Genomic DNA, 25731 nt, shown 5'->3' with positions numbered 1-25731 from the left:
ACCGCTAGGGTTCGCGGATGGCGACCAGTAGCGGCGGGGGATCGGCAGCGGCTGGCGGCTTCCGGTTCGAGATACAGGTGGGCGCGTTGCTGGCCGCGCACGTGGTGACGGGAACCCGCCTGCCCACCAGTGCCACGCGGCCATGGCCGCGCACCGCGGGCTGGCTCACCCATGTGGGCTTGCAGGCCGGTTACCCCGTCGACGACATCGTGGCCTTCACGGACAACGAGGGCTTCATCGCCGTACAGGCGAAGAAAGGCCTCAAGCTCGGCCGGACGGAAGAGTCCCCGCTGGCACAGGCACTCGAGCAGGCGGTCCGGATGTTCCGTCGGAAACCGCCGGGCGCGGCAGCGGAACCGGGAACGGAACGGGAGTGGAACCCGACGATCGACCGGATCGTGATCGCGACCGACACGGATGCTCCCGAACCGGTTCGTCGCCACCTGGTGACCGTGGTCAACCGGCTCGCGACGGCGCCCCCTTCCTCTGGCGAGGAGCAACTGGCCAACAGCGCGGGCGAGCGGACGGCGCTGGCGGTCTTCACCGGGCACGTGCGACAACTGTGGCGACAGCAGGCCGACTCGGAGATCGCGCGCGAGGATCTTCGCGCATTCTGTTCGGTGTTGCGGGTGATGGCGTTCGACCTCCAGCCGGGCGGACGGGACCTGCAGACCGTGCACGCCATGCTGGGCAGGACGATGGCCGATGCCTCCCGGGTCGACACAGCCTGGCGCAGTCTGCTGGTGACCTGCGAAAACCTCTCGGCCGACCGGACGTTCACCAACGCCCAGGAGCTGCGCGGCGAGCTTGCCGCCGACGGACTCGACTGCAGGGAGATCCTCCACCCCCAGGACGAGGCCGGACCGGTGTTCGCTCCGGATGCCGTCCTTCACGGCCCTCTCGCCGACGGTGCGCTGCGCGACCGGCTCGCCGAAGCCGACAAGATGTCGAAGTCCGACCCACGGGCCGCCGCCCAGCGGTACAAGTCGGTGATGGCCGACCTGCAGAAGGACGGCTACCTCCACCAGGCAGCCGGCCTGCAGCCGCAGCTGACGCGGGCACTGCGGGCGAGCGGACAGCACGATGCCGCGATGCGCGCGGCCGTCGCCGCCGCCTGGGGGCCGGTGCGGCGTGGAGAGGTACCGTCCCAGTTCCCGGACGAGTTCAAGCTGGTCGACGAGCTCCGGCACTCGCCAAACGCCCGTGCACGTGTCGGCACGGCGGTGTACGCGGTGTTGCGGTACGAGGCCGGAGACATGTCGTTGCCGGTTGCGGCCGAACGCGTCGCAGCCATGCGCGATGACGACGAGTTCGCCGGCGAGTTGTTGCTGTGGCTGGCCGAAGAAGCGATCGCCGCCGGTCTGCCCGAGCTCTTCGAGAGCTTGGGCGATCGCGCCCTCGGGCACGCGGCGGCGGCGCCCGACGAAGCGGCGGAGTTCGCCGGGCGCGTGCGTATCGCCGTCGCGGAGTGCCGTCGGGACTGGTCGCCCCTGTTGGCCTCGATCGAGGCGGACTGCGGTCCCGAGCTGTACGTGTTGGCCCGCGCCCGACACGGGCAGGCGCTCGCACGGGGCAACGACCTCGCGGGCGCGGTCGAGAACTACGAGCGGGCCGTCGCCGCTGGCACTCGTGAGCGGATGTACGCCGAGGTGCGCACATGGTTGTACGACCTGCGCAATCTGCGTTTCGCCCTCGGCGGGCCCGGCATGGGCTACGAGACGCACCACACTGCACAGTCGCTTCCCCGCAGTCACAAGCTCACCGTGTTCGAGGGCAAGGAACAACTGCTGGCGCGCGGTCTTGAAGCCCTCGCCTCCGAACAACGCGACCGGGCCCACCGCGTGTTCATGCGCCTGAGGCACCGCATGTCGACCGGGGCGGCCCTGGCCAACCAGCGCCAATGCGACACCAGCCTCGGCGACGCCCTGGGCGACGACAACGTGCCGTTGGCCGTCGACCGCTATCTGCGGGGTGCCGAGCACAAGAAGGCCACGGCGCTGTTGCGGCAGCAACCCGACGCCGACCTGGTGCCCGAGCAGTCGTGGGTCGACGGACCGGTATGGCAGGCCAGGGCAGCGTACGAGTTCCTCGGCGCGCACGGTGATCTGGTCGCCGAGCGGCATGCGCGAGAGTTGTTCGAGAAGTTGGAGGGCAGGCTGATCACCACGGGGCCCATCCGCGACTGGGCGACCCTGGGGGCGAACGAGACGCTGCTGACGGCGCTGGCCGCCTTGGTGTGGGCCTCGCCGCGGGACGCGGCGGGCAGACTGCTCGCCCGCCTGGCGCCGGTCGCCGGGAAGGGAGGACTGCGGCACTCGATCGAGTCGCACGTCGACCTCCTGCTGGGGTGCGCCCGGGTACATCCCGACCTCGTGGCCGACGCCGCACGCCAGTTCGCCGTCCTGCTGTGCGTGACGGAGAAAGCGGTGCCGAAAGCGCTCGGCCGTGCCTTGGAGCTCCTGGCACCGGCCAAGGAGTACCTGGTCGAACGGCTGTCACGTGCGGTCGAGACGGGCGAGGCGCCGTGGCTCATGCCCGTGCTCGGGGAACTGGAGGTGAGGACACCTGTCGTGGTCGAGCACGCCAACTCGGCGCTGGAGGCCGCAGCGAAACCACGCACCTACACGCCGGGCTCCGCGGGGTTCGGCAGTGACCTGGTCAGCGTGGCCGGCCTCTCCCACCTCGGCGCCCCGGATCGACGTGACCGCTTCGTGGCCGCCATGCTCGACATCGCGCTGGAACCGCGGGAACTGAACGTCGAGCGCCGCGAGGCGATCGACGCCATCGCCGCCGTCGCCCAACGATGCGGCGCCGCATCGCTCGACACCGACCTCCGCGCCACGATCCTCCAGGCCGTACGACCGATCGCCGCCGGACAGGGGGTCGGCAGCGGCGAGGATCTTTTCCTGCGACGGCTGGCTTCCCCGAAAGAGTTGGTGCTCGCGGCGAACAGACTGTTGGTCATCCTCGCCCCGGACGAGCAGGAACGCGACCGGATCGCCCGCAACCTGTTGCTGACCCTCATGGACGGTGACATCGAGAACCCCCGGCTGTTGCAGAGCGCGCTGGCCCAGGCTCCGGCCGACACCTTCAAGAACGACCTGCTCGCGCTCGCCGCATCACGTTCTCCCTCGATCCGTGCCTTCGCCGCCCACTGCTGGGCAGAGATCGACAGCGGCGATGAGGGCATCGGTCGACGACTGGCCTCCGATCCCGCCGGAGTCGTGCGCCTAGCGCTGGCCCATGGGCTCACCAGCACCGCCAGGAGCGACATCGACGACATCCGCGAGGTCCTGAGCGGCGACTGCCGGTTCACCGTCCGCGCAAAGATTCAGCACACACGCCCGGACTTCACCGCCGGAGCGCCCACACAGACACTGCAGGAGGGCAGCAGGTGAAGGACATGATCAGCACAAGCACCCGCGGCCTGTTCCGCAGCCTGATGACTGACAGCTCAGTCGGCGCCATCAGCACGGCGTTCCAGGACGAGGGCTTCGCCCCCAACCCGGACTGCCGCTACGACGACACCAGCGTCCGACGCACCACCACCCAGCAGTACCTGGAGTCCGTCGACTGGACCCATCCGGGGCACGTCGCCCGCGTCTGCCGGGTCTTCGAGCGGCTGCTGATCGACTGGCCCGACAGTCCCTACCTCCAGCGCTTCTACGATTCCCTGCGCAGGGACGGGTGCACGGTCGACCACCCCGGTACCGGGCTGATCACCCCACCCGCCGACCGAGGCCCGCTACGGCCGCTGCGATTCCTGGCCACGCTCACCGATCCGACGGCCATCCAGGAGCAACTCGACCGCATCCAGCGCGCGATCCCCGATGACCCCGCACTGGCCATCGGCAGCGCCAAGGAACTCGTCGAGAGCACCGCCAAGGTCGTGCTCCTCGAACGAGGCCGCCCCGTCAACGACAAGGACGACCTGCCCGCCCTCGCCCGGGCCGCCCAGGAAGCACTCGCACTGCACCCCTCCTCGTCCGCACTCGGCCCCGACAGCAGCGACGCGGTCAAGAAGATCCTCGGCGCGGTCACCACCATCACGGCCGGACTGGGCGAACTGCGCAACCGCGGCTACGGCACCGGACACGGCACTGCCGCCGCCCGCGTCGGACTCCGCCCACGCCACGCACACCTCGCCGTCAACGCCGCGGTCACCTGGTGCCAACTCCTGCTCGATACCCTCGCCGACCCCGAAGCACCCTGGCGCAAAACCACCGTATAGGGAGGAGGAACGATGGAACAGGTAACAGCGCTAATTTGCGCCGGGCCAGGGCATACACCGGTTGACCATAACCCGTTCGTGCTGCTGAAGTTCGCCCCGATCCCACCACGGTGGGCGGACGAGAGGCAGCAGGAGAGCGCAGTACCCGTTGAGTTCCTGTCCGACGACCAGGCCGCCGCCTACGGCCGTTTCACCGGTGGGTTCGCCCGCGCCGAGCTGGAGCGGTACTTCGTCCTCGACAACGTCGACCGGGCGCTGGTCCAAACCAAGCGCCGCGACCACAACCGGCTCGGCTACGCCGTGCAGCTGGCGACTGTACGCTACGTCGGCCGCTTCCTCGACGACCCGCTGGAGGCCAGGTCTATTTCGTGATCGGTGTGCCCGGCGTTGTTGATCAGTAGTTCTCGGCGTTCGGCCAGCGGTCACCGAACGTGATGGCGAAGGCGTTCAGCACAGGCTTCCGGCGCATCATCCACCTGCGTCCCGTCCTGACGGGCCACCAGCGGCGAAGGTACTGCGGATCAGATGCACGATGCAGGTCTGGACCACGGTCCGCTGCCACACGTTGGCACCACCTCCAGTAGGCCCTTGACCGTCGCAGACCAGGAAGAACACGTCCCGACGCCGCGGTACTTCAGATCGACCGGCACGCCCGTCGGAGAACTCGGCCCCCTCGCCGCGGTGCCCGTCCAAATCCGAGCACGTCCTCGCGCCATCCACGGTCACCCCCCGATTACGGCATGGACCGGCCGGTTGGCGACCTGGCCGTCACGGACCCTGACCACGATCGCGTCGAGGAACACCTCCGCATAGACGGCGGCCAGCGGGCGGGCGGCCCAGTTGTTCATCTGCGCCACGACCTTGTCGGTGATGCGGGAGACCGTCTCCTCCGACACCGGGGCGCCGTAGATCTCCCCGGTGGTCAATCCCCTGGTGTACATCGACAATACGATCTCGTCGACGTCGGTGAGACGACGCTGCCGCTTCTTGACGATCTGCGGTTCGAAGGTGCCTTCCCGGTCGCGGGGCACTTCGACCTGCACCTCGCCGGCAGCGTCCGAAATCACCGTCTTTCGACCGCGTGCCGTTGCGCACATTGGTCAACTCACAGCCCGGTTCGGCCCGGTTCTTCTCGTGCCCGGGATGCTCGGTCATCTCCTCGGCCAGGGCGGTCTCCAGCACACCCTTAATGAACAGCTTGAGCAGCCCGTCCGGGCCCGGTCAGCGCCAGCCACCGAGCCTGGCCTAGGCCACCGCCGCGGCGGCCTGCTCCGGCGACAGCTGCCGCCCGGTCCCGGTCCTGCTCTTCCTCGTCCCCACGAGCTCAGATGTCATCGCTTACAGTGCCCATCCCGTCGGACCTCCGACTGGGCATGTCGGGCCGAACACATCGATCTTGAAACAGTCCCGCTGAGCTCGGCATCCGACACACGGCGGGCAAAAGGGTCACTTCCGGTGCGGTACCGGTCCTCGGGTGCCTGACCTCAGGCGGCATTCCGGGCTGCGGCCTCTTCGTCGAGACGGCACAACAGTGAACAGGCGAGCATCGATGCCTGCACCGCGTTGCGACGGCTGTACTGACGAGGGCTCACGGTGTGGGCCGTCGCGTTGCGACTGAAGGTGTTCGGCACGACGTCTCCGTCCTCGACGAAGAACTGCTGGTACGTCTGCCACATGGGAGCGAACGCGATGAACTGACGGACCGTGAACTCGTCGTAGGCGTCCTTCGTGCGTTTGCCCTTCCGGTCGGGCGTGAACTTGTATCGGTCCTTCTTGAAGTAGGCGCTGAGGACGGCGTCAATGAGTGAACCGGCGAGTGCCTGCGCAGCCTCCGTGTGGCCGGCATCGAGGGCGTCGAGCGCGGCGACGGCGAAGCGGACGTACGGGGCGACGGCCGTCGTCGTGCAGGCCGTGACCACCTCACGGCAGTCCGCTGAGATGGTCCTCCAGCGTCGTCCGAGAATACCCCTACGTTTGCTCGCGCTGTCGGCGCGGATCAGTGCCTCTGCCGTAGAGGCGCGCGGCACCCCGTAGAGCGGTATGCCGTCGACCATGACGACCTCTTCCACCTGCTCCAACCTCAGACCTTCGATGTCCTGCAGGTTCGGTGGATAGAACGTCCACTTGAGGTTGGCAAGCGACGGTCCTATGGCCTTCAGCCAGGATGTCTGTTGCGCGGCGAACCGTGACGCGACCTCGGCGAGCGTGCCGCCGAGGCCGAAGTCGATGTTCCTGGTCAAGTGCGAGGCGATGCGGTTGAGGTTGGACTGCTGTAGCGCAGTGGTCCGGAAGATGTCGCTGTTGATTACGGAGAACTGCTTCTGCCACGCGGCCTGCGAGTCGAGGAACGGCTTGATGGCGTTGACGACGATTGCCTGCTGCGTCTCGGCGAACGCCGACAGCGTCGTCATGTTCTTCAGCACCGAGTCGGGGATGAACTGCGACATGGACGGAAGCGTGAAGCCGATCCGCGGGCCCAGAGAACGCCGCACTTGTTCCATCGACTTCCGGAGCGTCTCCTGTTGCTTCGGCGTCAACTCAAGGCCGTCGTCCTCCGAAGGGTCTTCCCGCTGTTCGTCCTCGCGCTCGTCACCTGCCACGCGTAAAGGCTAGCCATCCAGCCGGCCGCAGGCACCCGCGTCGCGCGTCTCCCGGATGTCTGGCGGCAGCGCGCCCAGGCCACCGCGACGCCGGGCGGTCCGTGAAGCCCGGTGCACATCCCTCGACGAGCTGTACCGCCTGAGCTACCTCGACGAAGTGAGGGGACGCAGGAGGTTGACCGTGCACCCGTACTCGCGATTCCCGCCGACACCGGAGCCCCACACCCAGGTAACCACTTCCGGTCACCACATCCCCGCCCGGAGCGGTGCCCGACACCGATGGACCGCACGCCCGAGAAATCAACCAGACCCCTACCGTGAATCGTCAATTCGGGTACGCGACAGTCAGCGCATGCCCATCTCGTTGATGGGCCGAGAGGATCGTAGAGGTTCTCCACCGGCGCTTCTTCCGTGCCTACTGCGGTGCAGGTGCTTCCTGCCTCCACGGGATTTCGATCGGAGTATTCGATTGCAGTGCCCAGTCGAGCTGGATGGAGGCCTCCCTGGCCTCCTGCTCTAGGTGAACGGCACGTAGCCGTTCGCAGCAGGCCGTGAGCATGGCGGCGAAGCCGTCTATGTGGTCCCGAACCGACTCCGGCAACAGGGAGGCAGCAGCCACGACGCCGCGGGCAAGGTGTCGTAACGCCGAGGTCAACTCAGCCACGGCCGCAGGCTCGGACGACCACTGCGGCAGTAGTCGATTTCGCTCGCCGACCGCCTGGGCCGAGGCCAACCCGATCACCGACCTGACGATCCTGTCGGGCGCGAGCCCGTGGTTGAACAGGGCACCCGCGTACAGGACCGGCTCGATGGCGTACACGTGCGCTGATGGGCTGTCGCCGTGGTCGGGCTCGGTCAGGCTGCGGGCGGTGGCGAGGGTGGCGGCATCAAGCAGCAGGTCAGGCCGGTCGTGTGGGGCGAGGATCCAGTCGTCGACGTGCGGCACGACCTGGTCGGCGTGGCACACACCCACCAAGTGGTCGCGCAAAGTGGCAGCCGTCACGTGGGGTACCTGGATGCGGATGGTGCGGCCTTGCCTGCGCGCCCGGGTCGCTTCGATGCCGTGCGAGCCGAGGATGTCGAGAAGGCGGCCGTCCCATACCGAGGGATCGGTGGGCGGCGGTCGGTGGTGGTGGGGGTTGCCCGCCTGGTTGAGCGCTAACGAAATCCCGGCGTGCAACCCGGTGCACGTGCCGTACGCCTGCAGGGTCATGCGCATCAAGTCGTGAGGTGATACCGCCCGGCCGTCGAGCACCATGCACTGGTGTTCGGCATCCCATTCCATGTGGGAGTGGGCGATGGCGTTACGCAGGTGGGTGTCGATGCACCACAGGAGCACCGCGCACGCCATGCTGTCACGATGGGCGGCCAGCCGGGTGCGCAGCGGGTGCAGCGTGGCCTTGTCGGGCACGTCCTCCCCGATCAGCGCCAACACCGTCACCGCCGCGCGCCGGACATCGCCCTCCGCCATCGCCAGGTAGATGTTGGCCGCTGGATCAGCGGCCTCCTCCGGGTACCGCGCCGCCTTCACCGCCGCGACGGCTTTGCTGATCCGAGTATGAGTGAAGTACATCTGGTTCTGCCGCTCAACGGACTCGGTGATCACGTCCAGACAGCGGTCGGCGTCGGTGGCCAGCGCGGCCAGGACGAGATCACGAGCCGCCACCGCAGCGACATGTGCCCGCCACGGGTGTTCCCGCAACAGCAGCCCGGTCAGGTGCAGCCGGACCTCCGACATCAGTGGCATCGACGGATCCAGCAGGTGCGGCAACGTCTCCCGCAGGCGATCGTCGAGGACGTCGGATTGCCGCGCCCAGGCAGCCGACACCCTGGCTGCGAAGGTCAGACCGTCACCGGCGTCGATCACCGAACCGGGCAACCCCAACACCGTCTCCAGCAGCGGCTCCTGCACCTCCGGCATACGGGCGGCCACCGACCTCAACTCGTCGATCAGCGCGTCCCGCGTCGCGGTGAAACTCAACACCTCATGCCAACGCTGTTCCGGCAACCCCTCCACGGCCGCGTCCACGGCATCGCGGGCGAACCCGTACATCACCTCTTCCATCCGGTCCAATACCGCCGCCATACCCGCCAGGTGCTCGGGCGGAGCGAACCAGCCCACCACGTTGAACATCGCCGCCACCACACGACAGGCCTCGACCACTTGGTCCAACGCGACGAAGACACGACGTCCTACGTCACTCACGACCGGAGAGGCCGCTGCCTCGACGATCGCGGCAACGGCCGTCTCCAGACGCAGCAGATTGGAAGTCAGGCGGCTGTCCTCGAGGATGGTCCACCACTGCCGTGCGATCACCCGTACCGTACGGGGATGGCGCCCCGGCACCATCGACATGTGACCGCGGCGCCGCAACCAGCCCCGAGCACATCCCGCCACCGCACCACGCTGCTTCGGTGTCAATCCGATGACCCCGTCAACGGTTCCCTCCAGCATCACCCCATGCTGCCGGCAGTGATGTCCTTCCGTGCGGAGGCGACGCCAACCGCATGACGGGACGTCGGCCGTCCTCAAGTCAGTCAACCCGCGTGATCCCCGAACCCTCAGCGACCGCCATGCATTCCACCACTGGAACGCAGGCCGGACCTGCCGCCATCACGGATCTCGACGTCGCCGCGGCCGCAAACCACCACGACGTCTTTCGCCAGGGGTGCCACGACTACATCCGAGGCCCTTCCCGACCTGAGTCGATCGCATATCGCCGCCAGCGCTATCCGTTCCAGCAGGTGATCCTCACGTCAGTACACCGGCTTCGGCCAGCATGTACCCGTACGGCGGACGCCCACCCAGATACCGGCCCAACTCGGCCTGCGATTTCATCGCCGCCAACGCCCGGTACGGGCCCGGGATTGGCAGCATCGGCGACGCCGCCACGTGCGCGGAATTGCTGGTGACGTTCAAGAACGAGGCGGCGTTGGCGAACGAGTCGCTGCGTCGTTGCCGGAACGCGCCAGTATCCGCGTGCTGGCGAAGCGGCCCTGATCGTCGCCAAGCACCGCGGCGGCCCTACGGCCACCGTCACCCTTGCTCACCAGTTGCACTACGCCCGGTCCTCGGACCTGCCTGGCTAATCACGAAGTGCTGAGCAGCAGACGTCGTCATCGGTTATCGAGAGGCGCCATGCACGACGACGTGCAGACGGGGCCAGGGTGCGCTGTAGTGCTTGTCGTCTGGTCGGCCTCGAACAGGCGGTGTCCTATGCCCGCGATGCATGCGTGATTTCTGGACCAGAAGGCGACTGTCCATCAAACGGATCGCTAAACCTGCACACTTGGTACGACAACGATAATTTGTTATCAAGGCTGCTGTGCGGTTGCGGCCTGCGAGCATGCCCGATGTTCTATTTCGCTTGATCTCGGCCTGCGGGTGGATCCGGCGTCACGCCATCCAATATGCGAGGCTCAACACCCCAACACCACCGACTCGGCAAGTCGAAACGGAGACGTTGTGAGCGAGAGCGCTACCACCGGGCGCCAAGAACTGACTTCCGCCCAAGAAGAAGAGCTGGTGGCTCGGATGCTGCGCCACCAGGTCGGCATCGAACCCGACCACTGCGGCGCAGTCATCGACCTCGCCGCAGTTGGACTGGTCAACAGCGCGTGGCGAAACAGTCCGGCGGAGGACTGGCACGCCGGCGATGGCCCGTTGAGCGACGGCGACATGCTCCGCATCAATTCCCACACAACCGGCCGGGTGCGCGACATAATCCGACGCGGCGCACCGACTGCGGCATCGACGCCCATGCACCCGTCGCCTACCTGGACGAACTCGACATCGAGGCGGTCGACGGGCTCGCGGGCAAGCTGTGCCGTTGGCTGACCGACCCTCGACACAGGCTGTCTACCGGGGTCGTCCTCGCTGACCTCGCTGGCGACAACCTCGACGAGTACACCGATCACGCCTTGGGGGTCCTCGGCGGTGTCGCCCAACTGGCCGAAGACCGTAACGCCCACTACGCCTTCTGGCGCGCCGCAGCCCATGCAGGGCTTGCCTGTCGCCACTGGTGGGGTACCCCAACCTGGCCGGGCTGGTCGACCGCTTCGTCCACGCGCTGGACGACCCGGCCGACTCGCATTGGGGCACGGAAAGCCAATGGTTCTCCCGATTGCGCCCACGCCCACGGGAGATCGCAGACAACAACCGGCTGCGACGTGCGCTTCTTCAGCACCCGTGGAAACTTGGCTCGGAGTCGGCCCAGTTCCTTGTCAGTGCCCGTATCGGCATGATGCGCGATTCCATCCCGCCATTGCCTGCGACGGGTTCCACTAGCTAGCGACGTCGGGCCAGCCACATGGTCGGGCGGCGGTCCGGGCCGGGCGCTGCGTGTTGCGTCGGCCAAGACGGGCATGCGCCGTGCCGCTTGCCCGCCCATCCTTGCGCAGTGGTGTCTGCCTCCACCAAGGTGACTGTGCCCAGCGAGACATGCTCGTCAATGGCTGGATTCACCGGTGCAGTTCGCTGCCGGTGATCAGGGCAGCGATGGCACTCCGTCGGATGTCAGGCACCACATGCGCAGCCGCTCGGTCCGCTGTCGCTCTCGCGAGACAATCTGGGGCGGGCATCCCCGCCGACGATCTCGATTGGGTGATACCGGCGTGGGCGTCGGAAGCCCCGGTGGTCGAAAAACGCGAGGCACGTCCGGTACGCGGTCGAGCAGCCAAACGGTCACGACCGGCCGATCCCGACCACGTCGATCAGGCCGCTTTCGAAGTCGACCTCCTCGTACATGCACCGGGTGTTGCCTTGAGCCGGCCGTCCAAGACGCGGGTGACGGCGAGCAACTCACGGACGAGTTCCCTGCGTGCCCGCTCGCGCGAGGTACCCGGCCAGGTGCGCGAACCAACGCCGAGCGGTGGTGTCGTGCGGCGGGGTGAACGACGACCGGCCGGCGCGGCGTGCGGTCCGGATAGACCACCGGGACGATGTGGGTCAGCGGGTGGGCTTGATCGCGGCCAGGTCAGGGAGGCAGGCCTGGGCGCACAGCTCACCCGGTCGCGATCGAGTGCTTGGTGCGCCACGCGGATCAGCCGCACAACCAGCGGCCTCGGGACGGCTCCGCCTGAAGCCGGACGAGCAGCGGGGTGCGGAGGTCGGCACGCCTCGGTCAGATACTCCTCCACGTTGCCCGGTACAGCGGCAGCAGTTCGGCCCGGGCGGCGCGCGCCGGCACGATTCCGGCCGCTTCTAGTCCGGGTACTCGGCCAATCCGCAGGTGACCATCAGCGGGGCCGACGGATTCCAGGCGGTTGAGCACCGCAGGCTCTCCTGACCCGTCCGTTGCGGGTGTGGCTTCGGGCCGCCGCGCCGCTTCGGCCGCCGCCTACTCGCGGAGGAGCTGGACCATGACCGGATTGCGCTCCACCGCCTGGTGGTCTCTCCGCCGCCCGTGGTCGGTCCGCGGCACCTGCTCGACGGTGGCTGCCCGCACCGCGCCGCAATGGTTCAGCGACGGAAGCATCGCACGCACACCCTGCTGCCCCGGGCCGGGTCACGTGGTGCGGCCCACCACCGACCAACGCTGGTTGGAGCCGGTGTGGCAATCCCAGATGATCATCCCGGCGGGTGAGGCGTCGAGACAGCGCCCCGACTGCGGGTTGACCAACTGGCCTCCCGGCCGTCGTGTCCAGTCCTGGGCGCGGTCGCCGTTGCACGGGTGCAGGATCACCGGCGTGCCGTTGTCGATCGCGCCGTTGGAGACGTCGAGGCAACGGCCGTAGGCGCGAATGGTGCCATCACCGGGCGCGGTCCACTGCTGGGCGCGGTCGCCGTTGCACTGGTACGCGATCACCCGGCCGTCCTCGGGCCTGCCGTTGGCCACGTCCAGGCACTTCGCTTCCGTCTCGCCCGCCACGACGGCGATCAGCGCGCCCGCGCTCACCGCCTGCGCCGACGTTCGCCAGCGCTGGGCGGTTCGGCCGTCGCAGTCCTCGATGGTCAAGCCGGCGCGGTCGGCCGGGGCGGCGGCGGTGAGGCAGCGCTGGGAGGGCGGGTTGACCAGCGAGCCGTCCGGCCGGTGCTGCCACTGCTGCGCGCCGTCGTTGTTGCACCGGTAGAGGATCACGCGGGTGCCCGGCACCGTGTTGCCGCCTGTGACGTCCAGGCACTTGCCGTAGGCGCGCACCGTGCCGTCGTCGACAACCGACCACGTCTGCGCGAAGTCACCGGAGCAGCCGTAAACGATGACCGCCTCGCCGTCCGGGTTCCCGTCCGCCACGTCGAGGCACTTGCCGCCGAACGCGGTCAGCTCCCCGGTCACCGCGGCGCGCGGCTTCACCCACCAGGTCTGCCGCTGGCCGCCGCAGTCCTCGATCGTCAGGGGCGCGCGGTCGGCGTCGCCGGTGGCCGCGAGGCACCGGCCGGACCGGGTGTTGACGATGTCGTCCCGGCGGAACACCCACTCCTGCGCATCACCGGGGACGCAGTCGTACAGCCGCACCTGCGTACCCGCGGCCACCCCGCCGCCGATCACGTCCAGGCACTTGTGGAACGCCCGCGCGGTTCCGTCGCCGGGCAGAGTCCAGCTCTGCGCCCGGTTGCCCTCGCCGGAGCACGTGTAGGCGAACACCGCGTTGTCGGCCGGGTTGCCGTTGGCCACGTCGAGGCACTTGCCGTTGGGTCCCTCGACGGGGCCGGCCCCGGTGGCCGAGTTGTCGCGCACCCGCACGTCCCGGAACGCGACCGAGCCCGCCGGGCTGTGCTGGAGGCCGACGAAGCTCCGCGAGTTGGTCCGGTGTGACTCCGTGGTGGTGTACCGGTTGACCCGGTGCCCGTTGAGCACGACGGTGACCTCGTGCCACGAGATGGTGATCTCGTAGGTGTTCCACTCGCCCGGCGGCTTGGCCGCGGCCAGGTCGGGTGCGCGCTTGCCCGCGATCGCCCCGGTCGCCAGGTCCCCGGTGGCGCCCGCGGGACCGATCTGGACCTCCAGCCCGCGCGCGCCCGGCGCGTCGCCCCGCCCGGCGGGGTGGTCGAAGCCGACGAGCACACCGGAGTCGGCCTCGGGCGACAGGGCCTTCCAGTCCAGCCGCAGGGTGTGGTCGGCCCCCGCGGCGACGGCGGAGTGCCACGTCACGCCGGTGCCGACCGCGGTGCGCAGCTCGCAGCCGATCACCGTCGCCCGGCCGTCGCCCGCGTCCTGCCAGCCGGTCAGGTCGACCCCCTCGCGGCCGTCGAACAACGCGCCGAACCCGGTCTCACCCCGGGGCAGGGCGCACGGGTCGGACGGAACCGGTGTCCCGCCGACGAAGTACCCGTGCAGGTCCACCGCCACCTCGGCGCGACCGCGCTCGTTGCGCGCGGACAGCCGCCCGGACGCGCCGAGCGGCGCGTAGAGCGACGCGGTGTTGTCCTGCCGCCTCCCGACCGGCAGCTGCGGCGCGGTGGTGCGACCCCGCTCGACGGCCGCGACGGACAGGTCCGTCCCGGCCCGGCCGTCCGCGCCGGTCACGGTGAGCGCGGCGGCGGTGGCCGATCCGCTGACGCCCCACACGCCGCCGAGCGCGAAGTCGACGGTCTCGCCCGGACCGACCGGCCGGGCGGGCACCCCGGTCCCGGTGCCGGTGTCGACCACCCGCGTCGGGTTGGCCAGGGCCACGTACCGGGCACCCGGCCCCGGCCCGAACCAGCCCACGACGTCGACCGCGACGGTGACCGCGCCCTTCTCGTTGCGCAGCCCGACGGCGCCGTCTGAGGCGATGGCGACCACGGCGGTGTTGGCCCGGCGGTCACCGCGGGTCAGGTTGAGCGTGGACGGCGGCCCGTCGTCCCTGCTGTAGGCGGACAGCCACGTCTCATGCGTCGCCTCCGAGGCGGTCAACGCGATCACCGCGGCGATGGCCGTGTCGGGCACGCCTGCCGCGCCGCGCACCCGGAGCCGGTGCTCCGCGCCCTCGACGAGCCGGGTGTCCAGCACCCGCTCGGCGGCGGGTGCGGCCGTGTAGGTCGCGGTGGCGTCCTTGGCGAAGTTCCCGAGCACGTCCACGACGATCCAGGCGTGGCCGGTGTGGTTGCGCAGCCGGACCGCGCGGTCGGCGCCCAGCGTGGTCGTGGTCATGACCGAGGTGAACCCGCCGCCCGGGCGCACCCACAGCGCAGAGGTCTTGGTCGCGATCTGGTCGGGCGAGTGGGGCACCACGTCGACCCTGGTCTCGGTGTCGGCGCGGGCGGTCACGTTGAGCACCACCGCGGTCGTGTCGCCGGTGACGTCGAGCGGCAGGGTGACGACCTCGCCAGGGCCGTAGCCGCGGTCGTGGACGCGCCGGGGCTCGGCCAGCGGGCGGTAGCCCGCGGAGGCGGCGACGGGGGCGACGCCCGGCACGCCGAGGGACAGCGCGCCGTGCCCCCAGTCGTTGTCGACCCGGTCGGCCCGCGCTCGGGACTTCAGCTCGGACTCCAGCCGAGCGGCGTCCAATTCCGGGTGCGCCGATTTGAGCACGGCCGCCGCGCCCGCGACGTGGGCGGCGGCCGCCGAGGTGCCCTGGAAGCCCTGGCCTCCGTCGGTGGAGGTGCTGACCTGGTCGTAGCCGGTGAGGTCGGGCTTGGTGCGGCCGTCCACGGTCGGGCCGCGACCGCTGTAGCCCTGCACCCGGCCGGAGCCGGGCTGGGTCGCGCCGACGGCGAGGGCGTACGGCGAGGTGGCCGGTTCCACGACGCTGCCCGAGGGGGTCGAGAACTGGAGCTGCCCGGTCGGGCCGCTGACGAACAGGTCGAAGGGAGTGGTGAACCGCGCGTTGCGGTTGCGCACCCAGATCCACGCGGTCGCGCCGGTACCGGTGAAGGTGACCGCTTCGGTGGGGCTGAGCCCACCGGGCGTGTCGCGCTGCGCGCGGGTCGACTTGGCGATGACATTCGGGTCGGTGTCGCCGGTCGGTGGGGCGTTGCGGCGCAGCACGTACAGGTCCAGGTCCTCGGTGGTGCGCGGCCAGGCGTCCCACCGCAGCGCCACGGTGGTGGATGTGCCGGCGGGCGCGGGGAACCCGTTGTTCTCGGTGGTGCCGCCGAATTCGACCCAGCCGTCGCGGTCGCGGTCCGCGGCGGGCCCGCCGAAGTGCAGCCGGGCCTGGTTGCCCGCCGCGACCGACCACAGCAGACCGGCCTCCCGGCTGCGCCGGACCACCTCCACCGGGCTGCCCGGATCACCCGTGCCGTCACCGCGGCCCGTGGTCGTGCCGGGGAAGCCGATCGCCGCGCTGACGACCTGGACACCCCGCTCCCGCAGCCAGTCGGCCGCCTTGGCGAAGCCGGTGGCGTCCTCGACGCACACCAGGTGGAGGGTGGCCTCGGGGGCGACGTCGTGCACCACCTCGGCGACGCTCGTGCCGTGGGTGCGCTGCCTGCTCACGTCCGAGCAGTCGTCCTCCCGCAGCACCACCTCGGGCAGCTCGCCCGCCCGCTGTGCGCGGGTCAGGCCGCCGAAGCCGACGTCGATCACGCCGACCTTCACCCCCGCGCCCTTCTTCCCCTCCTGCGCCCACAGGTCCAGCTTCGCGGGGGCGACGCCCTCGGAGGTGACGGCCATCGGAACGGCGCGGTCGGGTAGGCGCACCTCGCGCACGCCGGGGCTCGCCGTCACGTCGCCGGTCCGCCCCGCCGGGAGGGCCGCCTTCACCCGGCCCGGTGTGCTCGCCAGCACCTCGCCGCCCACCCGCGCCACCGCCCGCGCGAGGGCACCGTCGTCCGCGCCCTCGACGTAGACCAGCGGTCGGCCCTGCCGGTCGCGCAGCAGGTCCTGGCCGGTGGCGGCCGGGCCTGCGGAGTCCACTCCCCCGTCGGCGCGCGCCGACGCCGTTCCGGCTCCCGTCGTGGCGAGTGCCAGGACCGCCACCAGCGTGGTGAGCCGTCGCTGCCTGTCCATTGTGGAACCTCCTGGGTCACGGTGGGCAGCCCTTGAAGAAGTCGGGGCGGTAGACCAGGTTGGGGATGTAGATCTTGCAGTAGTAGCCGCTGGAGCCGGTCACCTCGACACCGATGCCGCGCGGCACGAGTTCGTTGCCGTAGAAGGCCGGTGCCACCCGGTAGTGGACGCGCTCGCCCGCCGCGACACGGGCGTAGACCTTGCTCTCCACTCCGTGCCACATCATCGAGCTGTTGGTCGCGGGCTGGTTCAGCGGAACCAGGTTCTGCCTGCGGTTCTCCCCGAAGAAGGAATGTGCGACCAAGTGACCTCGCGCGGTGGCGTACTCGTCACCCGCGTCATGGCCCGGCACCGCCGCGGTGATCTTGTTCTTCTTGTTCGGCCGCACCTGCGTGAGGCACCCGCCCGCGCCCGTGGCCCGGCCGAGGTGGTCGAGCGAGCCGTACCAGATGGTGTGCGGCACGTGACCCCGCAAGCAGCCGGCCTGGTCCTCGGCGAAGTCGTGGTCGGTGCGCGTCCGATCGTCGGCGCGGTCGACGTAGGTGGTCTTCCTGGCCTTGTTGTACCGCTCCTGGCCCAGGTCCACGACCAGGGTGGGTGTGGTGACGACCTCCTGGGCGGGCACTTGGACCGTGGTGCCGTCGACCGGCCTGCGCAGGGGCTTCATCGCGTGGACCAGCCACGGTGGTGGAGGCGGCGGTGTCGGTGTGATGACCGCACCGCCGGGGTTCTTCGGCTCCCGAGGCCCGGGTGGCGGCTGCGGCGGCTCTGCGTGGTCGCGGCGCGCGGGGACCGGGACGGGCGCGATCGGGAGACCACCACCGCCACTACTGCTTCCGCCACCACCGCTTCCGCCGGCGCCGCTCTCGTGCGGCTTGAAGATGAACCGGCCCTGCCGGGCGACCTGACGGGCTGCCTGCCGGGCGACGTACAGCACAGACTGGCGCAGGAAGTGGAGCATCGGCTGGACCAGCGGTGCCAACGCCACCCCGAAGTGCCCGCTCGGGTCCGATGTGGACACCGGGTCGTTGTTCCCGTAGGCGTACCGGTTGGCCGCCCCCGACGGCGCCGGGTGGTTGTCCCGGTCGTCGCGGGTGGTGAAGGAGCCGGTGGCCGGCCGGTACCAGCGGGCCGTCATGTCGACCAGGCCCGTGCCGGGGTCGGTCCAGTCGCCCTGGTAACCGATGGTCGCGTTCTCGCCCGTCTCGGTGAGCACCCGGCCGAACGGGTCGAAGGCCCGGCTGCCGGCTATCGCGGTTCCGAGGTGGCGGGCCACGACGTCGCCGTGCTGGTCGGCGAACAGCAGCGCGCCGGGCCTGTCAACGGCCTTGTCCGCCAGCGCGGTCCCGTCCGGGAGCCTGCCGACCAGCCGTGCGCCGTCGGAGACGAGTTCGTTGGACAAGCCCGCGTACCGGAACGGGACCCCGTTCCGGTCAGCGACGCGGTCCAAGGCGTCGTACCGGTAGGTCGTGCCGTCCACCCGGGTCATGCGGTCGAACCCGTCGGAGACGTACTCGCGGGTGCGCCCGTCGGCGGTGGTGGAGGACAGCGTGCCCCGGTCGGTGTACTCGTGGGTCGCGCCGCCGCCCGAACGGAGCCGGTCGCGCTCGTCGTAGCTGTAGGTGGTGGCTCCGACCGAGGTGCGGTTCCCCGCCAAGTCCCAGCCGTAGGTGGTGAGGTGCCCGGTGGTGTCGGTCCACGAGGTGAGCCGGCCCGCGCCGTCGTAGTCGTAGGACTCGGTGGCGCCGTTGGTGGTGCGGGTCTTCACCTTGTCGTCATCGTCGTAGGTGTAGCCGACGGTGAAACCGGTCACCGACCGGGTCTTGGTCCTGCCGAGGTCGTCGTGGCTGATCCGGCGCCCGGCCGCCGTCTCCGGTCGGCCTGCGGTGTCGTAGGTGAAGTCGTGCCGGGCGCCGGTGACCGGGTCCTCGACCAGGGCGAGGCGGCCCGCCGCGTCGTACTCGAAGCTCGCGCGGCCGGCGGCGTCGGTCCGGGAAGCCAGGTCGCCCTCGGGGTGGTAGGTGTACGTGGCCTCGCCCGCCGCGCCGCCGGTGCCGACCAGGTTGCCGCGGTCGTCGTAGTCGTAGGTGGCCTCGCCCAGCGGACCGCCGACGCGCACCAGCCTGTTGTCGGCGTCGTAGCCGAACCGGCGTTCCGCCGTGGCCGCTTCCGCTCCCGCCCCCCGCTCGACGGTCAGCCTGCCGCGGGCGTCGAACTCGCGGGTCCGCTCGACCCCTCCGGGCGCGATCTGCCGGACCGCCTGCCCGGCCGCGTCGTAGGACGTGGTCCAGGTCGCCCCGCCGGGGTCCGCGGTGGACTCGCGTTCGCCGCGGGCGTTGGAGGTGTGGACGGTGACCCGCTTTTCGCCGTCCACTTGCCGACTGAGGTGGCCGAGCGGGTCGTAACCCAGTTCCACGTCGATCGACCGGTGCTCGTCCACCCGCTCCGACCTGGCCACCACCCGGTCCAGCGCGTCGTGGACCGCGGTGGTGGTGCGGCCGGCCGGCGAGGTGGTCGACACGACGTTGCCGTTCTCGTCGGGCTCCACTCGCCAGCGACGGCGCTCGACCCCGGCCACCCACTCCGACCAGCCGGTCAGCCTGCCGACCGGGTCGACGTGGAACCTGGTCACCAGGCTGGCCGGGTCGGTGACCGAGGTCAACCGGCCCGCGTCGTCGTGGCCGAGCAGCGTGGCGCGACCGGTGGCGTCGACCTGCCGGACCACCTCGCCCGCCTTGTTGTGCTCGGCGGTGGAGGTGTGCCCGCGCGGCGTCCTGGTCGAGGTGGCGTTCCCGGCATCGTCGTAGCCGGTGGTCGTGGTGTGGTAGGCGGTCGGTGCGGGGCGGCGCTCCACGGCGGTGGCGGTGATCCGGCGACCCAGTTCGTCGTAGGTGAAGCGCTGCTCCGCACCGGTGGCACTGGTGGTGGTGCGCACCTCGCCCGCGCGGGTGTAGGTGGTGCCCGAGGTCGCCACCACTCCGTCGACCTCGGGCTCGGTGGTGGTCAGCACGCGGCCGTACGGGTCGTACGCGCGAGTGGTGACGCGGCCCAGCGGGTCGGTGACCTTCGTGGCGTTGCCCGCGAAGTCGTACTCGGTCTTCGTCGCCGCGTCCTTGATCGGTTCCCCGCCGGGCGGGGTGTGGTCCGGGAGCAGCTCGGCTGTGATGCGCCCCATCACGTCGTGCTCGGTGCGGGTCACGCCCCCGGCCGCGTCGCGGACGTGGGTGACCTCGCCGAAGGTGTTGCGGCCCAGCGTTTCCGCACCGGCGAACCCCGGCCTGTGCACCCCGCCGACCCACGCATCGACCGGTGGCGCGGTGGTGGCGACCAGAGCGCCGGTGGCGTCGTAGGAGTAGCTCGTCGAGTGCAGCCTGCGGTTGGTGCTGCGCAGCACCAGGCCGCGCTCGTCCCGCTCGTGGATCGTGGACAACGCCACGCCCGGCCCCACCTCGGCGTCCTCGCGCAGCACCAGGTCGGTCGCGTCGTAGGAGTACCGCGTGGCCTCCACCCGGCCGGGGTCGGCCGCACCGGTCAGCTCGACGCGCTCGGCGTTGCCCGCGCGGTCGCGGGCATAGGTGGTGACGCGCTTGAGGCGGTCGGGGTCGGTTGTCTCGCGCCACACGTGGCCGGCGTCGTCGTACTCGGTGGTGGTGTGCCGGTCGCCCGCCTCGACAAGGAGGGTCCGGTTGCCCGCCGGGTCGTAGCCGTGCCACTGCACCACCACGTCGCGCACGCGGCCGTCGGGGTCGACATAGCCGTTGCGGGTGACGGTCGCGGGCAGGTTGTCGTCGTAGTAGCCGTAGGTGGTGCGCCTGCCCATCGCGTCGGTGACCCACGCCAACCTGCCCGCGTCGTCGTAGCCCCGCGACTCGACAGTGAGCGTGGTCGCGCGCGGGTCCTGCGGGTCCACGCCGGACCCGACCGCGGTGAGGGTGGACAGCAGGCCGCGTTCGTCGAACTGCGAGGTCCACCGGAAGCCGCGAACGTCGGTGAGCACTTCGGTGAAGCCGTCGTCCTCGTAGGAGGTGGTCCGCACACCCCCGTCCGGGAAGGTGATCGTGGCGAGGCGGTCGTGGGCGTCGTAGCCGAACGTGGTCGTGCGAGGCCGATCACCTCCGACGGCGTCGGACACGGTCACCTGGGTGGTGTTGCCATTGCCGTCGTAGCGGTAGGTGGTCACCTTCGAGTGGACGACGCCGGTGACGGGATTGACCACCCGCGGCCCCGTCACGGTCTCCGGCTGGGAGCGGGGCGTGTAGGTGTAGGTGGTGGTGCCGTAGTCGGCTCCCGCCCTGTTGGTCACGGTGGTGGACTTGACCCGCCCGATGCGGTCGTGCGCGTGCTCCGTGCGCAGCCCGGTGGCCGAGGTGGTGCGAGCCAGGTCGCCGTTGGCCCGGTGGTCGTGGGTGGTCACCTGGTCGCGTTTGCCGGTGGTCCGGATCAGCAGTCCCGCGGGGACGGTGCCACCGCCGAGGGCGTCCTCGGTGCCCGTGGACCAGGTCGAGGTCTCCACCGGCCTGCTGGTGCTGCCGCGCGGCGCGGGGCTCGTCGTCCTGATCGGCCTGCCGAGGTCGTCGTAGTCATAGGTGGTGCGGTAGCGCTGGTCATCGGGACCGGAGGACCGGGCGTCCGACGTGCTCGCCGGCTTGTCGCCGCGTGGGTCGAGCGGGCCGGACGCCTTGTGGTACGTGTGGTAGGTCGTGTGGCAGGCGTCCTTAGTGCGGCAGGTCTTCTCGCTCAGCACGTTGCCGCGGTCGTCGGTGGTCCACTCGGTGCGGTGGCCGTTCTCGTCCACCTCGGCCGAGCCGAAGTCCTTGGCGTTGTACTCGAAGCGCCGGACGCGGCCGTTCTCCCAGCGGGACACCGGGCGCCCGCGGTTGTCGGCGTCGTAGGCGTGGCGGCGGGTGACGCCGGGACCGCGCAGCACGACCTCGCGCTTGGCTTCGTCCCGTACCGGCGGGTCCAACGTCCACTCGCGACCGGTGTGGTCGGTCAGCGTGCGCACGCGTCCGTGGTGATCGTCGTAGGTCACCTGGGCGAGCACGCGGTCGTCTTGCGGCAGGGTGACCTTCGTGAGCAGGTCCGCCGACCGGCCGACGGCGCGGTGCTGCCGCGCGGCGAGGGTGCCCAACGGGTGCCGGTAAAGCGCCACCTCGTCGATGTCACCTCGGAACGGGAAGTCCGCCCCGGAGGTGGCGGGCCAGTCCCGACCGCTGCCGGAACCGAGCGCGAGGTGGGTGCGGTCGCCGTGGTCCACCAAGCCGCGCGCCTCGCCCTGCGGCTCGCCGTCGAGCAGCAGCACCTGCCGGTCGATGGCGGCGGAGACCACGGCGTGGTGCCACCGGTCGTCGTTGACCGGCGCGCGGCTGGCCACCTGGCGCAGCCCGACGACCTCGCGCATCGCGAACCCGCCGTAGAGCAGGCCGTCCGTGCCGATGTAGAGCACGGGCGTGTGCTGCCGGGCCTCGGCGGGGATCGCGCGGTCCGCGTAGGACACCAGCACGCCCTGGTCGGTGGTGCGGAACCACAGCTCGACCGAGAGCGACATGGTGTCGGCGGTCAGCCGCTCGGGCAGCAGGACGTGGCTGCTCGAGCCGTCGAAGGTCGCCGCGCGGTCCGCGGTCCCGCCGACAGCGCCTCCGGAGCCTTGGACGACGGCGCGGTAGCGGCCCTCGTCGGCGCCCGGTTTGCGGGCGACCACGTTGGTCGCCACGTCGGTGCCCGTCTCGCTCAACCGCCAGTAGGCGCGGGGGTTGTCGTCCAGCACCGAGGCGCGGTAGTGCGACCCGGTCTCGTAGTGGTAGGTGGCGCAGTGGGGCGCTCCGCCGGGCGCGCACGCCTGGACCAGGCGGTCCTCCTCGTGGCGGTAGGTCCACACCAGCGGCTGCGCACCGGGCTCGGGCGCGTCTGTGCGGATCGTTTCGACGTGCGCGCCCTTCCACGTCAGCCGCAGCCACCGGTCGCTGGTCTCGTTGGTGATGAGCACGACGTGGTCGTGGTCGTCGTGGTCCAACCGCTGCCGCAGCCCCGCCGGGTCGACCACCAGGACCAGGCGCAGGCGGGCGTCGAAGACCCACATGCCGCCCGTCGCGTCGCGCAACGTGTAGCGGCCGTCCCGGGAGTCGTGGACGAGCGTGGTGTTCTGCCCTGGCGGGGGCGCGTAGTCACGTCTGCCGTCCGGGGTGTCGGGGTTGCGGCCCAAGCGGATTTGCCTGCCGGTCGCCAGGGTGGCCACGATGCCGCCGGAGCCGTCGTCGTCCTCGCGCAGCCGCATGTCCAACGGCGAGGACCAGCCGATGCCGAACGCCGTGTCGCGTCGGGGGTCGAGGCTGTTGTAGGTGCGGGTGACGGTCAGGCCGGGCCCGGCCGTGGCCACGGAGGCGTCGGTGGCCGCGGTGGTGAAGTTGCCGACCTGGACGCCCAGCCCCGCCGGCTCGGCCGACCCGACCGATCCGGCGAGGTGGGAGGTGATCTGCGGCTGGGGCACCTTCGTGGTCAGCACGAGGGCCTGGTGCCAGTCCGGTGACTCCGAGACGCCGTCGTGCACCTTGACCGACCAGTGGTAGGTGGTGCCCCAGCGCAGCGCGTCCCGCGGTGGTGCCCACACCTGCGGTCCCCACCCCGACTCGTGGCAGTCCTTGGTCAGGAGGGCGTCCGCGCAGAGCCGGAACCGGTACTTGAACGGCTGTCCCGGCCAACGGTCGGGGTCGACGCCCTCGGCGTACAGGGACGGGGTCAGCGACTCGACCGACGCGCCGCTGCCCGGCTGCTGCCGGTCGCTGGCCGGCGGTGTGTTGCGCACCTGCATCGCGAACCGGGCGTAGGGCAGGGAGTGCTCCAGGTGGAAGTCACGCCCTTGCGGGTCGCGCATCGAGATCCGCACCTCGTACTCGCCGGGCGGCACGCCCTGGACAGGCACCTTGAACGCGCCCTCGCCCATCGGCGCGACGTCCCCGAGCGGTCCGACGCCGGGGGACGTCGCGATGGTCTTCCCGTCCCGGATGACCTCGTAGCCCAAGCGGAATCCGCCGCCCGCGGGCCAGGACGAGGAGCCCAGGTTGGTCACCGTCGCCCGGATCTCGCCCTGGTTGGCGTTGTCCGGCAGGGTGACCCCATCCACCGCGTAGGCCGCGCCCTCGGCGGAGTGGACGATGTCGAGGAACGGGGCGTTCGCGGCGGCGGCGTCAGCCGAGGCGAACCGCTTGCCCGCGCCCGCGTCGCCCTCGTTGGCCGCGCGCAGCCCCAGCCCGTGGAACGGCGCGCCGTGGGTCCACCCGCTGACCCTCACGAGCTTGTCCTGGTCGAAGGGCAGGGCCGCCCGCACCGGTCCACCGCACGGCTGGCCGTGAGCGAACGAGCGGGTGGACAACGCCTCACCGACCGCGGCGCCCGGCCAGCGAGCCGTCCCACCCCGCCAGGGCTCCGCCACCTCGAACACCGTCACCGGCCGCGCCGTGCACGAGCCGGACCAGATGTTGACCACGTTCAGCGTGGCGCCCACGACATAGCGGTCGCGCAGCACTTCGCGCAGCCTGCCGAAGTGCAGGTAGGACCGCGCCGCGGACTCCCCGTCGACCCGGCCGGCCCGCAGGTCCGGCGCCGATGAGGCGTTGCCCGCGCCCGCGCGCACGTAGGTGTCGTCGGCGTCGGTGTCGATGTGCGAGGCCGAGCGCGCGAGTACCACGGGGTAGGCCCGGGACGGGTCGGCCAGCCACTCCCGGTCCAGGTCGGCTCGCAGCGTCCACGAGCCCCCGCGCTCCTCCACGACGTGGCGTACCTCCGCGGACCGCACGCCGTCGGCGTCCACCAGGACCGCCGCGGGCAGGTGGGCTCGCACCTCTCCCCCGGCATCGGTGAACCGCACCGCACCGGTCTCGACCTCCGGGCGCAGGCCGGTCAGCCGCAGCACCGAGGTCACCGACCCGACCGGCGCGGACAGCACCACGGCTTCCTCGAAGCCCAGTGCCGACGAGGTCAGCCGCAGGTCGACACCCGGCCGCACGCCGCGGTAGGTCGCGGTGGCCGCCACCACCTCGGGCACCACGTCGGCGGCGTCTGCCACGCCCATCCCGAGCATCGCGTCACCGAACGACACCTCGGCCGCCGCGGCGGCGAACCGGACCCCGACCGGCGCGCGGACGGGACGCAGGCCGCCCCTGCCGTCGTCGACCAGCCCGAGGTCCACCGGCGCGAACGAGCCGTCGGGTTGGCGGACGTGCGAGTCAGCGGCGTGCACCCGCAGCGTCCGGGTGCCGTCGGCGTTGGTGAACGTCTCGGTGCGCGCGGTCCGCTCCTCGACCCGCTCCACACCGGACCGGGCGTCGAGCCCACCGGCTCGCGGCACCGGTACCACCTCGGGCACCACGTCCACCGGCACGCGCTCCGGCGGCAGCACCGGCGGGACCTCGACGCGGTCGGGCACCGCATCCAGCGGTCTGGGCGGGTCACGGGCGGGCTCGGCCGGCGGCTCGGCCACAAGGCCGCTTCCTGCTGTGGCGGTCCGCTGCTCAGGAACCACATCGGTGCCGACCATCGGCCGCGGCTGTGCCGCCGCGGCAGGCTCAAGCACCGACGCGGCGAGCACGAGCACGAGCACGAGCAGCAGGGTCCTGCCCCTCATCGTTCCCTCCCGCGATGAGATGCGCCGGGTGTCGATCGCCCGGCCCGCACAGCGGCCGGACGCAGACCCAATACATTGAGTGACCAACCCGGTACGGACCCTGCATACTAATCTCGAACGGGCAGGTCAGCCCGGTGGAGCGAGGCAGCCAGGCACGGTGGCGATGGAGCGCGGGGCGCGGTGAGATCCGGGTGCTGAGCTTGCGCGGGCCACCCAGCAAGACCGACGCGGCTCGGCTCGCCCGACTATCCCCGGAGAGGTCGTCAATGCGGTAGTCGGTGTCGATGCTGTGGAGGTGGGTGTTTCGCTCGAATCGACGATGCGCCCGATTTCGAGGGGACAGGAGACTGCGGCAGCGTTCTTGACTGCTTTCCGCCGATGCTTCGGCGAGCCTTTCACCGTGGGTGG

General features: G+C 70.7%; 8 protein-coding genes and 1 pseudogene. 4 read left to right on the top strand and 5 right to left on the bottom strand.

What is annotated here, in order from left to right; genetic code table 11:
* Window positions 1-17 precede the first annotated feature (17 nt).
* From KZQ38_RS12025 to KZQ38_RS12015, 3 genes are all read left to right on the top strand, one after another.
* On the top strand, window positions 18-3398 hold the full coding sequence (locus tag KZQ38_RS12025; protein ID WP_257901201.1) for a hypothetical protein: 3381 nt from the start codon (window positions 18-20) through the stop codon (window positions 3396-3398).
* Window positions 3399-3403: 5 nt separating this feature from the next.
* Entirely contained in the window at window positions 3404-4231 is an 828-nt protein-coding gene (locus KZQ38_RS12020) for an abortive infection family protein (protein ID WP_219441824.1), read from the top strand.
* Between the two features lie 78 nt (window positions 4232-4309).
* Entirely contained in the window at window positions 4310-4603 is a 294-nt protein-coding gene (locus tag KZQ38_RS12015) for a DUF4158 domain-containing protein (RefSeq protein WP_219441204.1), read from the top strand.
* 135 nt (window positions 4604-4738) lie between these two features.
* Here KZQ38_RS12015 and KZQ38_RS37600 read toward each other — a convergent pair.
* The 3 genes and pseudogenes from KZQ38_RS37600 to KZQ38_RS12000 form a co-directional block, all read right to left on the bottom strand.
* Window positions 4739-5566: pseudogene (locus KZQ38_RS37600) on the bottom strand (IS256 family transposase); the annotation flags it as partial.
* A 149-nt stretch (window positions 5567-5715) separates the two neighbouring features.
* Window positions 5716-6831, bottom strand: a complete 1116-nt coding sequence (locus KZQ38_RS12005; protein WP_219441200.1) for a hypothetical protein — start codon at window positions 6829-6831, stop codon at window positions 5716-5718.
* A gap of 415 nt (window positions 6832-7246) precedes the next feature.
* Window positions 7247-9286, bottom strand: coding sequence for a hypothetical protein (locus tag KZQ38_RS12000; RefSeq protein ID WP_219441198.1), 2040 nt, complete (start codon window positions 9284-9286; stop codon window positions 7247-7249).
* A gap of 1011 nt (window positions 9287-10297) precedes the next feature.
* Between KZQ38_RS12000 and KZQ38_RS11995 the strand changes: the two genes are divergently transcribed.
* Entirely contained in the window at window positions 10298-10669 is a 372-nt protein-coding gene (locus tag KZQ38_RS11995; protein ID WP_219441196.1) for a hypothetical protein, read from the top strand.
* Window positions 10670-12338: 1669 nt separating this feature from the next.
* Here the strand turns inward: KZQ38_RS11995 and KZQ38_RS11990 are convergent.
* Together KZQ38_RS11990 and KZQ38_RS11985 are read right to left on the bottom strand one after the other, a co-directional pair.
* On the bottom strand, window positions 12339-16703 hold the full coding sequence (locus KZQ38_RS11990) for a ricin-type beta-trefoil lectin domain protein (RefSeq protein WP_219441194.1): 4365 nt from the start codon (window positions 16701-16703) through the stop codon (window positions 12339-12341).
* A 16-nt stretch (window positions 16704-16719) separates the two neighbouring features.
* Window positions 16720-25323, bottom strand: a complete 8604-nt coding sequence (locus KZQ38_RS11985; RefSeq protein ID WP_219441193.1) for an RHS repeat-associated core domain-containing protein — start codon at window positions 25321-25323, stop codon at window positions 16720-16722.
* Between the last annotated feature and the right edge of the window lie 408 nt (window positions 25324-25731).

The sequence above is a fragment of the Saccharothrix obliqua genome, assembly GCF_019375475.1.
GTDB lineage: Bacteria > Actinomycetota > Actinomycetes > Mycobacteriales > Pseudonocardiaceae > Actinosynnema > Actinosynnema obliqua.
This window is presented reverse-complemented; position numbering and strand designations above follow the sequence as displayed.

Excerpts from the sequence above, each read along its gene's own strand:
- KZQ38_RS11985 (WP_219441193.1), bottom strand. The coding sequence starts at position 25,323 with ATGAGGGGCAGGACCCTGCTGCTCGTGCTCGTGCTCGTGCTCGCCGCG.
- KZQ38_RS12025 (WP_257901201.1), top strand. The coding sequence starts at position 18 with ATGGCGACCAGTAGCGGCGGGGGATCGGCAGCGGCTGGCGGCTTCCGG.
- KZQ38_RS12020 (WP_219441824.1), top strand. The coding sequence starts at position 3,404 with ATGATCAGCACAAGCACCCGCGGCCTGTTCCGCAGCCTGATGACTGAC.
- KZQ38_RS11990 (WP_219441194.1), bottom strand. The coding sequence starts at position 16,703 with ATGGACAGGCAGCGACGGCTCACCACGCTGGTGGCGGTCCTGGCACTC.
- KZQ38_RS12000 (WP_219441198.1), bottom strand. The coding sequence starts at position 9,286 with ATGCTGGAGGGAACCGTTGACGGGGTCATCGGATTGACACCGAAGCAG.